General features: G+C 41.7%; 6 protein-coding genes. 2 read left to right on the forward strand and 4 right to left on the reverse strand.

All coding sequences use genetic code 11. The annotated features are described in order from the left end of the window. Window positions 1–92: 92 nt before the first annotated feature. The 4 genes from PAENI_RS07010 to PAENI_RS07025 form a co-directional block, all read right to left on the reverse strand. Window positions 93–2315, reverse strand: a complete 2223-nt coding sequence (locus PAENI_RS07010; RefSeq protein ID WP_149644787.1) for a hypothetical protein — start codon at window positions 2313–2315, stop codon at window positions 93–95. 83 nt (window positions 2316–2398) lie between these two features. Further along, window positions 2399–3970, reverse strand: a complete 1572-nt coding sequence (locus PAENI_RS07015) for an ABC transporter substrate-binding protein (protein WP_149644788.1) — start codon at window positions 3968–3970, stop codon at window positions 2399–2401. 50 nt (window positions 3971–4020) lie between these two features. Beyond that, entirely contained in the window at window positions 4021–4908 is an 888-nt protein-coding gene (locus PAENI_RS07020; RefSeq protein ID WP_149644789.1) for a carbohydrate ABC transporter permease, read from the reverse strand. Between the two features lie 103 nt (window positions 4909–5011). Further along, on the reverse strand, window positions 5012–5983 hold the full coding sequence (locus tag PAENI_RS07025; protein ID WP_149644790.1) for an ABC transporter permease: 972 nt from the start codon (window positions 5981–5983) through the stop codon (window positions 5012–5014). Between the two features lie 223 nt (window positions 5984–6206). Between PAENI_RS07025 and PAENI_RS07030 the strand changes: the two genes are divergently transcribed. After that, window positions 6207–8573 (forward strand): AraC family transcriptional regulator, encoded by a 2367-nt coding sequence (locus tag PAENI_RS07030; protein ID WP_149644791.1) that lies wholly within the window; start codon window positions 6207–6209, stop codon window positions 8571–8573. A 503-nt stretch (window positions 8574–9076) separates the two neighbouring features. Then, window positions 9077–15706, forward strand: coding sequence for an S-layer homology domain-containing protein (locus PAENI_RS07035; protein WP_149644792.1), 6630 nt, complete (start codon window positions 9077–9079; stop codon window positions 15704–15706). Window positions 15707–15781 lie beyond the last annotated feature (75 nt).

Here is a 15781-nt window from a genome sequence, read left to right on the forward strand (position 1 = left end):
TTCATAAGGTAGCGCGAACAAATCATCCATCAGCATGTCGATCCGCACGCCGTATCCAATAACACCAATATTCAACATAAAAAATCCTCCTGCTATTTTTTCAATTCAAATGGTATCCGTTGTCCGGCTGAAAGAGGAACAGTTTTCATTTTTTCAAAATAATTGTGCGTCACATACTTGGTGTTTGTACGTTCGTCCGCAAGCAGCGTTACCATCGTGCTGTACGCTGTAGGATTATACATTTCCAGGTGTACGGAATCCTGATTCCACTGTGTAACAAAGCATTCCACATGATCGAATACCTGGAGTGTGCGGCTGCTAAAATCCACATAAATACTGGGTACTTCCACAAACGTAAGCATCATGGAAACTTCTGGCCAGTTGGAGCCATAGAGGAATTCACCCACGGTTTCCTTGCCTTCCCAATCACTTGTTTGCACACGTTCATTCATATAGCCTGGAGGTAAATATTTCTTTTCGAGCGTAAACTCCGGATCTTCTTCCAGAGATACATACTGCGGTAAACTGTGTGCAATGGCATGTAGATCCTGCAGATATTTTGCATTTCCAGTAAAACGAAACAGCTTGAGTAGACTGTTGCCCGAAAGTGTACAAATCCCAGGAGCAGAATGCTTGTTCTGCGCGTTGGCAAATACCGTGCCGCTACTATGCACACTACGCTTTGCAGCTGTACTGTGTGCAGGGAACACAAAGTCATAGCTCATGACCCATGTCATGGCAATTTCACAGGAATATTCTGCATAGGATAGCCAGATGCTCTTTCGGGTCGTTTCATACAGCTGGACATAGCTTTCCAGCATGGCGAAGGCCGCTTCGCTATCCGGTGCTTGACAGATTTCTCCTGGACAGCCGTTCAGCATGCCTTTTTCTAAATAGTTATTGTAATAATACTCACCAAGCCGTTCGGCCACATTGAGGTATTCCGCAGACTGGAAATATTCGCTTGCCAGTGCCAACGCTCCTACAGCCATACACGCTCCGGCAGAATTGCCTATCACTATTTCTTCTGTAGCCATATCAATGAACTGTCCGAGCTGTCCGTATTTTCGGAACAACCGTACAAATGCATCGCAAAGAGCCTTTACGGGTTGCTTAAACTCGATTGTGGATTGGTGATTCTCCGAAAGCCACAATAGCTGCTTCATAACGAAATAGAGCAAGTCGGCATTTTTTCGGACGAGCAAAATGGTTTCAGAGTTACTGTCGAAGCCGTCACCATAAAATTTTCCGTTTCCATACATGCCGAACACCCATCCGCTGGGATGCTGCAACCGTGAAAAAATAAAGCGAAGGGTAGACAGTGCGCGCTGCCGTGCTTCGGATGTATCTTCCAGTAAGAACGGATAGCTGTTCATGCCTCCACCAATCCAGCCTGCCTGCCAACACTGTTGAGGTATATTCCAGTCGGTCCCTACGGAGTAATATCCTTCTTCTATAAAGTTTTCTCTTTGGTATTTTTCTTTGATACTTATATAGGCCTTATAAAATGGAACGTTATAAAAATGCTCCGGAATCTCCAACGTTGTTTTAGAACCATTCACCTGTTTGAAAAAGTCAGGCAAAGATATTTGCTGCCAATGAAAGACACAAGCAGTAAGAGTCAATGTTTCACCTTGCTTGAACAAAGCTCCAGTATCCTGAGATGGAGCTGAGACATCTGGACAAAAGCCTTGTCCGTCGTTTTGATCTCCAAAAAAATATTGCGTATTTTCACGTACGCCCGGAACGGAGAGTACAAAAGAGGCTTGGCGATCGACTTGATTTTCATCGACGGTAAAGCCAGTATAATAACCCCCGCATTGGTGCTCACTGAGCAGGACAGAACCCGATTGATCGTTGAGATCATAAAATCCACATAAAGAAGATGCCATATCACCAGAAAGCAAAGAAATTCGCGATTTTGTTTTCTTAATATCGAGATGAGGAATGCTGGTTATGACTTCGGCATCTGTAAGTGGGCCATTTTGGGGAGGTGCATAATAAGGCGGATAGGGAAGAGGCAAGCTTGTAAAGCGGTTACCATTATAAACCGCACCCGGCATCAACACATAGTTGCCTTTTTCCCATTGCCCGGCCTCCATCGAAAATGAAAAATTCATCGGAACTCTAGTATCTTCATGAAAAGACAAGGTAATATCCACACGCTGACCATGCGGCAGGGTATGCGTTGTAATCGAAGCACTGCAAGGATAGCAGGAAAAAGTATATTGACTGTTTTCCAGATTCACTGAAAATTTCTCACAGTCTAGTACTTCACTGCCATTAAAAGATTTACACATAATAGAATAGCGCATATCGGATTCCTCTCTATTAGGCTATTAAATAAAAATCCGGTGTAAGATATTTCAATACACCGGATTTCATAAGGAGTGCGAGATTATTTGTTTGCTTTCCAGGCATCATATTGAGCCTGTTTTTCTTTGATGATGTCGTCCACGCCAGCAGTTTTTAAACGCTTAAGGAAGTCAGGCAATACTTTCTCAGGATCTACTGAACCGGAGCTTAGTGCCGGAACCATCTCGGTTATAACTGCGGAGCAGTTTGCAAGCTGAGTTTTTATAGGTGTCGGATCGAACACGAAGCCCGTAACTGGTGAGATATCTGCTGTTTTGTCCGTTTCATAGACAAATGTTTGGATCTCTTTTTGGGTTTCGCCATCCTTGTTCTTGTCATATTGAGCACGGTTGAAAGTTGGGCTATAAGATTGACCGATCTGCCATTCGTTCCAGTTGAAACTGTATTTGCCTTCAACCGGTGTATACGCGCCATCTTCATTAAATTTGTAGTCAACGCCTTCTTCACCGAGCGTGATGAGTTTGTAAAGGTCATCGTTGGTGTTAAGCAGCTCGATAAGTTCCAAAGCTTTCTCAATGTGCTTCGATTCGGAATTGATTGCAATTGCCGCAGTGGAACCAGCTCCTGCCGGTATCATCGTACGAGTAGTGGATACGGAGACAGCAGGGGCTGTTCCATCCTTTGGCATCATTGACATGGCAAGGTTTTGCTCAGGAACGTCGATACTGTCCGGCCAGCCGTAAGTTTTCTCAGCGACGAATTTACCCGCTTTACGGTCAGGAGTCGTATCTTTTACAGTTGCACCATCCTTGCGAACATAACCTTTGAGGAACCAATCGCGCATAATTCCAGAGAACTTCGCAAAATCTTCTGTCTCATACTGGTTGATGACTTTGTCTGGATTATCAAGGTTAATCCAGCCAGGGATACTCATATCTCCGACAGATTCCATATTCCAGTAGAGCGGGTCATTTGCAAACAAGCTGTAAATAGAGCTGGTTTCAAAACCGATCATCTCAGGGTGTTTTTTGAGCGCATCGCCAAGGAAAGGTCCAATCATTTCGAGGGCTTCAATGGTTGACTTGCCTTTTACAGCTCCCCAATTAAAGCCCATTTCTTCCGCCAGGTCTTTACGGAACTGAAAACCGCTGCGCTTGGAGGTGCCCCACTGCTGATAGTTAACGACTGCATAGATACGGTCTTTTACTTTCACACCTTCCCAAAGGCCTTCAGGGATCCGGGAATAAGTTTCAGGCGCATATTTAGGAAGAAGGTCGGTCAGGTCAGCATAAGCCCCCTTGGCGGCGTTTTCAAAGAAATTAATTCCGCCCCAGCTAGCAGTGAATCCTAGATCCCAGTCATCGCCGGAATTGATCATCAAATTCATTTTGTCAGCATAAGTACTGCTGTCTACCAGAATCAGATTTAGTTTTGCGTTGATTTCTTTGGCAATGATTTCGTTTGCTTTCTTCATGATACGGTCAAATTCATTGACAGGGCTGTTCATCATGTAGAAGTTGAGCTCAACCAATTTTTCATTAGCCGGAGCCGTAGCAGAATCGTCGGTTGAGCCTGCTTCTTTCTGTCCGCAGCCGGTCAGCATCATGGTAAACAGCATCGTTACAGACAACAGAATTGCGGAAAATCTTTTCATTGTCGTTCCCCCTGAGATTTATTTAATTTTCCGGTTGTTAACCGGTAAAATTACTCTTTTACAGCGCCTATTGTCAAGCCTTTTTCAAAGTACTTTTGCAGTAAAGGATACAGCAAAATAATAGGGCCGATGGCGAGTACGCAAGTTGCCATGCGTGCGCCTTCACTAGGCAGCATTCCAATAGCAGACTCCATTGACTGTGAAGCTTGTGCGTTCGACTGCAAATATCCAATGTTGTTCATCAAAGATTGCAGCAGATATTGTAGGGGGCGTAGTTTTTGTGATTCAATGTACAATGATGCTGTCATCCAGTCATTCCAGTATGCAATCGCTATAAAGAGACCGATAGTTGCTAACGATGGTTTAGAAAGAGGAAGTGCAATCCGGAAAAAAGTATGGATTTCACCCGAGCCATCAATACGCGCTGACTCAATTAATGAATCTGGAATCGTACGGAAGAAATTTTTCATAATCAGGATGTTAACCGCCGACACCAGATAGACGATAATCAGCACCCAGATGGTATCCTTCAGATGTAGAATTCGCGTTAGTAAAATATACTGAGGAACAAGACCGCCGTTAAACAGAACCGGAAGGTACACAAAGAATGAGAGCGCCTTGCGATGAGTTACTTCAGGCCGTGTCAGCGAATACGCCAGCATGGAAGTAAACAGCAAATGTAAAAGTGTGCCAACAACAGTCACAAAAACCGTAACCGCATATGCATTCATAATAGAGCCTGCCCCATTGAATACATACTTGTAAGCATTCAGACTGAACTCTTGGGGCCAGAAGCGATATCCATCGAGCATCAACGATCGCTCGTCCGTAAATGATATGGATACAACTAAAAGCAGCGGAAGGATGCAGGCTAGGCTCATGGCAATGAACGTAAGATGAATCACTAATTTTGAAAAATGTAGTTTTCGTAGAAGCATATATTTTCCTCCCAATTAGAAACGGATATAAGTCTTTTTTCAAAGACAGTATTCCGTTTCAGCAGATCGATCAGAAAGTGCAAATTTTATCCTTTCGGATCGATTAAAATAGTGCGCTATCGGGATCCCTCTTTTTAATGATGTAATTCGAGATCAACACAAGGAAGAAACCAACTACCGATTGATATAAACCAATTGCCGACGACATGCCGTAGTCATTGACTTTTTTCAACGAGCGGAATACAAGTGTGTCGATAACGTCTGTTGTTGAGTACAGAGCACCCGCATCATTTGCAAGCGTGTAGAATCCGTTCCAGTCACCCAGACCGCCATTGAACAATTTTCCAACCCACAGCAGAGAAAGAACAATGATGGTCGGTTGTAAAAGCGGCAATGTAATATGTTTAATACGTTGCCACTTCGAAGCACCGTCCAGTTGCGCAGCTTCATAGTAGTCGGTGTTAATCCCTGCAATCGCCGCCACATACAGCACCGAATAGTAACCGACGTTCTTCCATAGATAAGCAATTGGCAAGATGTAACGCCAGTAAGACGGCTCACTGTACCAGTAAATGGCCTCTCCGCCGTTGTTGGTGATCATGTTGTTGACAATACCACGGTCAACACTCAATAGGCTGAAGAGAATGAACTGGATGACAATCCATGAGAGGAAGGTCGGCAGTAAAATCGATCCCTTATAGGTAGCAGATACAAATTTGTTTTTTACTTCATTTAATAGAATAGCAAGTGCCAAAGCGCAAACCGTAACGGCAACTGCTTCTATTAAATTGTAAAAAAGAGTATTGAAGGTAACGCTTTTCGCTAAGTCGGATTTAAAGAAAAACTCAAAGTTTTTGAATAGCGGGTCCTTCCATGGACTTCCGAAAATACCATCGCGTGCATTGTAATCTTTGAAGGCAATGATAACACCGACCATCGGGAAGTATGATAAGATCGCAACAAAAATTAATCCGGGTGCCATCATTAAATAGAAAGGTGTCTGACGGCGTGCGCTGATCAATGTCTTGCGAGGCTTACCCGTGCGATTCGGCATTGCATTTGTAATCGTCTTCATTGTTTCACCCCCTTTCTTTGATCGTTTGTACGTCTGCTATTACTGTAGCTAAGAGGGGGGGGAGGTTCAACAAACAAATATGTTGTTCTTTTTGTTTTTCAACACGGGGCATCTCTAAAAAATAGCGATTTCTACAAAGTGTGATAAATTGTTGAGGTATTATTTATTTATAACTATAATAAAAAAACAATATATACTAGGAAGCTGTCACTAGGAGGTCGTAATGAAGCTCTCAAAAAAAACAAAAAAAGGTAGTACGAGCTTTCTACGTAAATCTTTTTTCTCTTTTTTGATTATCTCGTTCATCATCACTGTTTTACTTACGACTTTTTTGTCATTTACTTATTTACGAACTACAATTTCATTAATTAACGGCTTTAACGAAAAACTGATTGCTCAATCCAATTACAGTATCACCTATCTCGACGAGACCGCCAAAAAATTTGGAAATGCTCTTTACACCGACAAAGATATCATTTCGTATTTAAACATGAAAGAGAATGATGTGCGTGTTGCAATTGCAGCAAGCAGGGTAATTGACAAGCACTTTCTGACACTGAACGACATCGACAGCGTGTATCTTTACAATACGGGGTTGGATTTGTACTACTCCTCACGCAGCGGTGAAATTAAGTCATCGTCTGCATTTTCAGATCAGGCAATTGCAAAGTTGTTAACTGACAAAAAATTTGTGGCCGATTATCGTGGTCGTCCCATTGTGGCATCTGTTGATGAAGCAACACAATCGGCAAATGTGTGTTCATATATAATATTTGAACCAGGGACCACGGAATCTGGCTTAAAAAATGCTATCGTTGTCAACATCCGAACGAAAGCGCTTACGAATTCAATACAAGCGATTAATAGGAGTGATACAGTTCCTGAGACATCTTTTTTTGTGGTTAACTCCAACGGTTCTATTTTAAGCATGGACCTCTCACCGGATTTTGCTCATGACATGAGTGAAGTGCGGACATTAGGCCGGAAGGCGCAGGAACTGGACGGCAACATGAATCAGGTACAAAAAATTGACGGAATCAGTTATCTTGTTTCGAGCAGTAAAAGTAATGCAAACAACTGGTACATCATGGGCATTACACCCTTCAAAAAAATTTTCAAGGATGTAATCACCGCATCAATCGTGTCGGCGGGGATCGTAGCAGCTGTATTTATTTTTTGCGCGCTCATTTGCCTGTTCTTGGCACGCAGACTTAATAATCCTATTCAAGCCATTACGAAAATCATAAAAGGAGAAGTTCCTGAAAAAAGCGATCCACTCGTGTCTGACATGGAAGAATTTCAAGTTATTCTAACGGTATTTGAATCGATGAAGGAGCGAAATTTACAGCTTGATAAATTAATGCGCGAAACTGGCTATGCTGCCAAACAAGATATACTAAATTCCCTGTTAAGTGAAAGTTCAACGTATTCGATGAATACTATTCTGGACAAGCTTCATGATCTGAACTTGGATTATATAACCTCGAATCAACTGTGTATGTGTCTATTCAAAATAGATAATTACAGTGTATTTATGTCAGAAAATACTCAAGAAGAGCGTTGGGCATTGCGTTATGCCATTGTGAATATTGCAGCAGAAATAGCGGAGGGAATTCCGTGTGAAATATTCAGTTGTGAATCCGATAAATTTGTAGTGTTAGTTGATTGTGCAGAAGTAACGCAATTTAAGTTAGTGCAGGAAAAAATAGAGCGATATTTACGCGAAGTACAAAGTAAAACTCAACAATTTATTCGTATATCATTATCTATGACGTACAGCACCTTGTTTAAGGGAATGGAACATTTGCCTAGCATGTATAACAGTATGAAGGGTTCGATTCAACTTAAGATCCGTTATGGACATGGATGCATTATTTCTCCTTATATGATGGATGAAATCAATTTGGATGATTTCCATGTACCTGTGAAGAAGGAAGAACAGCTGATCGAAAAAGTACTTGAAGGAGATATTGAAGGTGCTGTTGTCATCTATCAATCTATTAATAAGCAGTTGTATAAATCTTCTTATAATGAAATCATATCGTGCATTATACATTTGATTTATTGTCTTTATTCCGGTGTATATAGCAAAATGCCTGCCATAAAGGATAATCAAGATCTATTTCTGCAGGAGCTGTTGTACAATCTGCAAGATGCAGAAGTGATCAAGGATATCGATGATGTTATGAATACCTTTTTGACAAAGCTCTGCAGTAAGGTAATAATGTTAAAAAACTCGTCAAACAATAACGATTATTTAATTCAGCGCATTATCGGAATTGTAGAACAGGAATTTTCCGATTCTGGTTTATGTTTAAGTTCAATAGCTGAAAATTTGCGTATGTCTCCGAATTATGTAGGTCGATTGTTTAAAACGTCATGCGGGCAGTCGATTGCGCAATATATCTTTGATTTGCGAATGCAAAAGCTGGATGGATATATGCGCAACTCCAATATGCCTTTGTCTACGATTATCGAGAAGGTTGGTCTTGAGAGGAATAACTATTTTTACACGCGATTCAAGAAGCATTTTGGCATGTCTCTCAGCGAATACAGGTTGCATTTAGGACAGGATATAGATGATGATTGAGTGTGCTGTTTCTACAGCTTAAGCAAGATTATTGAATCCAGCCCATTCCCCTCACTGGGGAGTAGGGCTTTTTTTACGTCTGGCAGATAGCTTTCTTTACTTCAACCATACCTAAGTGAATTCGCAAATTTATTCTTTAAAATATAGTGATTTAATGGATCTGAATATTAATATTACGAATAATGTTAAAAAACATTAAAATCCACAGTTTTTGAAGTTGTTGGTTTGCGAGTAGCCGAACTATACTGTAAGCGTTATCAGTACCCTATTTGACAAGATATAATCTTGTCAAACGTATGCAGCAAAGAGAGGTGAAATAATGAATAAAGTTGGGTGCCGTAATAATGAACTTCAGACAAATAGCAGTTAGTTATTAACAGGCAAAGCAATAACAACATCAGTTTTGGAAGGAGGTAGAAGTTCAAGTTTGGTTTGAGGGAAATGAAAGCGCTAAAAAAGATATATTGATCTCAAATGAATAGTGAAAGGAATGATAAATAAATATGAAAAATAGATTTTTCAAATTTTCTATTCTCGCACTTGTAACAGCCATTATTTTTAGTTCTGGAATGCTTGGTTTAGGAGTATCTAAAGTAGAAGCACAGCAAGTGACGGGTAACGCCCCGTTTATTAACTCATGGTTGGTATCAGGACCATTCGTTTCCCCTGTAGTAGACCAAATTTATGGAACTGAAGTGGGAGAAATCGTAAAATACGCGCCTTCGGCATCAGAAATAACAGCATCATCATCAACTCTTGCAGTAAACCCTGTTTCAAAACTAGTTGATGGACTGACAAATAGTCAGTGGGTGACAGAAAACGATTCTAATCCATGGGTAAGGTTGAAATGGAGTCAGCCTATTGCTATTAATGAAGTCAAAATAGCGCAATGGGGCGATGGCCGTCACGTTAACAATTGGTATCATCTTACTTTCACGCTGAATGATGGTAGCATCGTAGAATCCGGAAAGGTTGATAGTACATCTTCCAGCCCATCATCACCAACCGTGTATGCTATGCAATCCGAGTTGAAGAATGTAGTTGAAGTGAAGGTTGAAATTGATAAAGGACGTACACCTTATCCAAGCATAACCGGGCTATCAGAATTAGAGGTAAATAACAAGCCGGCAGCTGGACCTGATTCTGGCGCTGCTACGATCGCTCCCGCAATCGGCGATCCGTTAAGCTTGAATAACGAAAGTCATAAATGGGAATATTTCGATGATCGCATTTACAACAGAAACTACGATGATTATCAAGATTTAATGGGATATTATTCTGTAAAAAAAGGTATCGATACTAAAAACAAATATGTATACGCTCACACATACGTATACAGCCCAGTTGAACAGCAAGCGTATTTTAATGTAGGCGCCAGCGGTTCATATCGACTTTATGTCAACGATAAGGCTGTAACGACACCGTCCACACCTGTGGAGGTGCAAAAGGATTTGACAAAACAAGCGATCCCGTTAAAGCAAGGTTGGAATAAGCTGATGATTCAAATCAAACATACGTATACGGAAGATGTTAATGAAAATAATGTTCCGTTAGGAAATGATCAAAATGCAGCTTACCTTGGGTTCTATGGAAGAGTCGCAGATCAAAATGGCAATAAAATAAATGGACTTGCTCAGTCGGTTAAAGGCGAAGCTGCAGCTCTAGAAATTGTAACACAAGGCCTATCAACCGAGGAAACCACTAAATCACCACTTCCATCCCAAAATATGCCGTTTGGCTATAAGGAATGGCCTTATGTATGGAATAAATCGAAAGGAAACGATAAATACGGTGTTGCGGCTTCGGCATTTCAATTTATGGCGAGCGGGGGAGCACCTGGTTATACTTGGAGTATCGTAGAGGGCAGGCTGCCTGATGGCTTGGAATTAAATGCCGATGGCACTATCGCAGATGGATTAGTAAATGGAAATGTCAATTTAAATAGCAGCAAAGGTATAATCAGTATTAACTGTGCACCAGGAGACTATAACTTCACTGTGCAAGTAACTGACAAAAATGGAAATACGTCTAGAAAGAATATGACCATTACAGTAAAGGAACGTCCCAATAAATGGTTTGAAGAAGGTCGAGTGGGCGCTTTAACTCATGCTGCCCCAATTTACAGCTACTTTGTTGACCCGAATTTCTCTGCCGATTTATGGGCAGAAAGAGCAAAAGCTCAAGGGCATTCATTAGTTTCGGTTGAATCGATACAACAAGCTTATCTCTGGCCGTCTAAATTTGCGGATCCAACAGATGTGAGGCATCAGTATCTTCCGAAGGATGCAAACGGTAAGGTAGTAGATGGGTTGAAACAGTTTGAACTGGCAGTAAAGCGTCATGGAATGAAGTTTGGCCTCTATTATGGCGGCGGTTTTCCTTACTTCACGACCGACGTCTATGTGCAGAATCAGATTGATTTGCTTGAACGGTATGCGCCTGACTACATTTATTATGATGGGCCGCAAGGGATACCGAATCAAAATTTTGATGTGATATTCAGCGTTGTACGCAATTATAGCGATGAAATTATCGTAAACTCCAATGCATGGGGTGCAGAGTATGGAGACCCTGATTTAAGAACCGAAGAGGCATCTGGTATTTACGCTAATGGCGCTGCAAATCATACTTTAAAACGTACGATTATGGAACCATGGAAAATGATTCACACAAAAAACGGTCAATCTATATATTACGGTAAACGTGATGACTACAGGCAAGTTGTCAAGGAAATGATCATGAATGTCGGCAGAGGCTATGTGGATAATAATGATCAGACGCCTGTAGATAGTCGCGGACCCAATTGGAATTCCCCTGAAGAAATTGCGACAAGGTATCCTAAAGCAGAGCAGGAATACATTGATGTGAGAGAAAGTTTTGTAGATTGGTTTGCACCTGCAGGAAAGCCGGAAAGACATGAGTCTACAACGGGTACAATGCCATATTTCCTCGCGGGCTATGGCTACGCAGATGATGGAAAAGGCAATTATGAAAAATTTGCTTTAGCTAATAGTACGACAGGCCCGCAATGGGGATACGCAACGTATAGAGACAACAATGTTTATCTTCATATTATGAAAGGACCTGACAGCAAAAAAGGGTTTGATGCCATTCCTGGAAAGTCTTTAACGATTCGTCCGGTTCCAGATCATGTGACATCCGTAACCTGGTTGAACGAGGATATTCCTGTCACTTCTTTTGTACAAAATGGAGATAGTCTGACCGTCGATCTTACTAATGTCAAGGAGGATCAGATTGACACAATCATCAAGATTGTAACGGACAATTCTGCACGCAAATATAAGCTTACTAATGTCAAAGCAACGGGTGAACAGTTGACACCTTCATCGCTCAAAATCAACACTGAGGGATATATGACATTCCCAGCGCTTAAAGCCAAGCTTTCAGGTTTAACTTACAATAGCGCGAATCCTGTAATAGCGGCAGTTAATGATAACGGAATCGTAACTCCGGTATCAAACGGAACAACGACGATCACAGTTAACGGTACTTATGAAGGTGTAACGAAACAGGATACATTAAAAGTAACAGCAAGAGACGGCAAAATTTATGTTGGGGAAAACATGATTAGCGCAACTTTACTCGTGGATGGAAAGGAAGCTTACGGCGAGGTTGATACACTAGAAAAACTCAGCTATCAAATCGAGGGCAGATCATCGAAAGGCGGAGCAATAGGGCTTGATGCGGCACAAATTCAATGGCACGGCGGTATCGTTGATTTAAAAGCGGGTGGCAATTTAAAGCCTGTATCGATCAAAGAAACAAATGGATTTATTTTCAAAAAAAATGAAATTATTGCGCCGTTCGTAGAGCAACCCACGCGGGGAGTCGTTTGGGCTGATGTAACGTTAGACGGCAAAACATTTACAACAAATAGAGTATTCATAGACTTACTGCCATACCAAAATCTTGCAGACACTGAAATTACAGCTAGTCATAATCAAGGTGCTGTAAGTCAATTAGTTGATGGAAAAACAATTGAAGGCAATGATTTTGATCTATCCAAATGGTCGGTACCTGCAAATGAGAAAGCATGGATTCAATTTAAGCTGCCGACAAAGTCTCAGATTGCTAATATCAATCTTAACTTCAATTCTTTGGAACAAAAATATATCAATACGCCTAAAACAATAAAAATTCAAACTAGCGCTGATGGCGTGGCATGGAATGATATCAAAACCGTTAACGGTCCGACGGGTACTGCTTATTTTGGATTCTATGACCAATACGCATTAAACACAGATGCTCAATACGTTAAATTACTATTTGAGGGCGGTTCTAACGGGTCAACGATTGATTTGCTTGAAGTGGAAATAAACGGGATTGATAAGTCGAATTTATTTGATCGCTTCGAATATGAGTATAAGCCGATTGATGCGACAACAGGCAAATATGATATCAAAGCTTTTACGGGTGTGGGTGAACCGATTGATATGAAAGATGCGGAGATCACAGTAACCAGTGAAAACCAGGGTGTGATTACGGTAGGCGATTCAAACCTGCTGACCGCTGTTTCAGAAGGCATGGCAAAGATGAAGATTAGAGTGACGATCGGCGGACGTTCGATTGAATATGTTACGTATCTTTTCGTTGACAAGTCAGGAAAAATCTATAAGGGCTCCTACTTAAACAACATTAACATTACTCTAAATAAACCGGCGATTAAACCAAACCAACCAGTCGTTGCTACGATTGAAGGCTTGTTAAATACAGGTGAAACAGCCGATTTATCAAGAGCTACTGTAGAATATCAATTTAGTGATCAAAGGCTGTCGGTTGTTGAGGGCAGCAATACGATCATTGTTAAAGGTGATATCGGTAGTGGATTTAATGCGACTGTTGTTGTAAAGGTTACTTTAGACGGGGTAACCGTTGAAAGTCGTCCTATGCCAATTGCCGCAGTTAGGGATGCTCTCCCTCAGTCCAAAATGACGGCAACGGCGACAAGTCAGGAAATGAATTCTGGCACAGACAACTCTGCTGCCATGACGATTGACGGAAACCCAGGAACGATCTGGCATACAAAGTGGAATGGATCCGACGCACTCCCCCAATCGATTACGTTAAACCTTGGAGGAACCTACAATATTGATTCAATCGCCTATTTGCCAAGGCAATCAGGCGGCACCAATGGAATTATTACAAGCTATAATGTATATGTAAGTACGGATGGAGTGGAGTTTGCCAAGGTTGCAAGCGGAAGTTGGGCAAACGACAGTAAAGAGAAAGTCGCAACTTTTAATCCGACAGAAGCATCGTATGTGAAGCTCGAAGCAACGGCGGGCAACAGTGGGTTTGCATCGGCTGCAGAGATTAATGTCTTCGACGTGAAAGAATTTGTAAAGGAAATCGTGGATTACAAAACCGTTCCTGTAATCGATACTGAGCTGAGTCAAATCCCGACACTTCCAGAGCAGGTTGAGGCCGTATATAACGACGGAACGACAGGGCTGGTGGACGTTGATTGGGATGATATTACCCCAGACATGGTAGCTAAAGAGGGTGTGTTTACCGTAAAGGGATCTGTAGAAGGAACCCCAGTCATGGCAAAAGCAACCTACAAAGTCCACAGTCAGACGACGCTTATGAGCATCACACCACCAGCAGCAATCACGGGGTTGGCCAACGGAACAGCGAAGACGTCAGCTGCCCTCGGATTACCTTCAACAGTAGAAATAGTAACGGATGCAGAAAGCATGAATGCCAATGTGACATGGAATGTCGAGGCTTCAAGCTATGATGCAGTTGTTAAGGCAGAACAGACCTTCACGGTTGATGGAACCGTAACCTTGCCGGAAGGGGTGAACAATCCGAACAACATAGCATTGACGACAAAAATCAGTGTTACAGTAAATGCTGAGACAGATCAGGGCAAAACGCTTGTGAGCATAACAACACCAACACCAATCACAGGACTAGCTAACGGAGCAGTCAAGACAGCAGAAGCGCTTGGATTGCCAGTTACCGTAACACTGGCTACTTATGGGGGCATAGTGAATGGAAGTGTGACATGGGAAGTAGATGCATCAAGCTATGATCCGTCGGTCAAGATAGCCCAGACCTTCACAGTAGATGGAAATGTAACACTGCCTGAAGGTGTGGAAAATCCCAATAACGTAGACCTGAAGACAAGCATTAGTGTTTCTGTAGATGCTGTAGCGGTTCAGGATAAGACGCTTCAAAGCATTACACCACCCGCAGCAATTACAGGTGTAGCTAACGGTACAGCGAAGACAGCAGCAGCTCTTGGATTGCCTTCAACAGTAGAATTAGTTACTTATGAAGAAAATGTAAATGTAAATGTAAATGCGAATGTAGCATGGAATGTAGATGCTTCAAGTTATAATCCATCTAGCATTAATGCGCAAACCTTCACAGTAGATGGAACTATTACCTTACCAGAGGGTGTAGCGAATCCGAATGGTTTACCATTGACGACTCAGATTAGTATATCGGTGAAGGCATCAGCATCAAGACCAGATCCAACACCAAATCCAACACCAAATCCAACGCCAACGCCTAAGCCAATTGAACCAACAGAACCAGTAAAACCAACGGAGCCAGAAACTCCTAAAGTAGATCTGTCTGATATTGCGGAACACTGGGCTAAGGCTTCTATTGAAAAATCAGTTAAACTTGGTTTTGTAAGAGGTTACGAAGATGGAACTTTCAGACCGAATGGTACTATAACACGTGGTGAATTTGCAACCATGTTAGCTAGAGCACTGAAATTGGATTCTGTTGATTCTGAGTTTAGTTTTACTGATCAAAGTAACACACCAGTATGGGCTCAGCCTTTCATTCAAGCACTTGTAAAAGTTGGTTTCATTTCTGGATACGAAGATGGTACATTCCGTGCAAATAAAGAAATAACTAGAAGCGAATTAGTCGTTATTGTTATTCGTGCTCTGGGTCTTGAAGTAAATCCAAATGCAAAACTAGCGTTTGATGATGCAGATCAAGTTCCAGTATGGGCAAAACCATATGTGGCAACAGCTGCAGAAGCAGGCTTAATTAAAGGGAATGGAGATGGAAAATTTAATCCTAATGCTTCTTCAACTAGAGCAGAAGCAGTTACTTTGATATTAGCTATGCTGAGCAATATGAAATAAGCTATGACTTAGAGTGAAAATAAGATTCATTAATCTAACCTGTGGGACGTGGCATATTTAGGTCATGATTCACAG

This window comes from Paenibacillus sp. B2(2019) (genome assembly GCF_008370385.1).
Taxonomy (GTDB): Bacteria; Bacillota; Bacilli; order Paenibacillales; family Paenibacillaceae; genus Paenibacillus_AQ.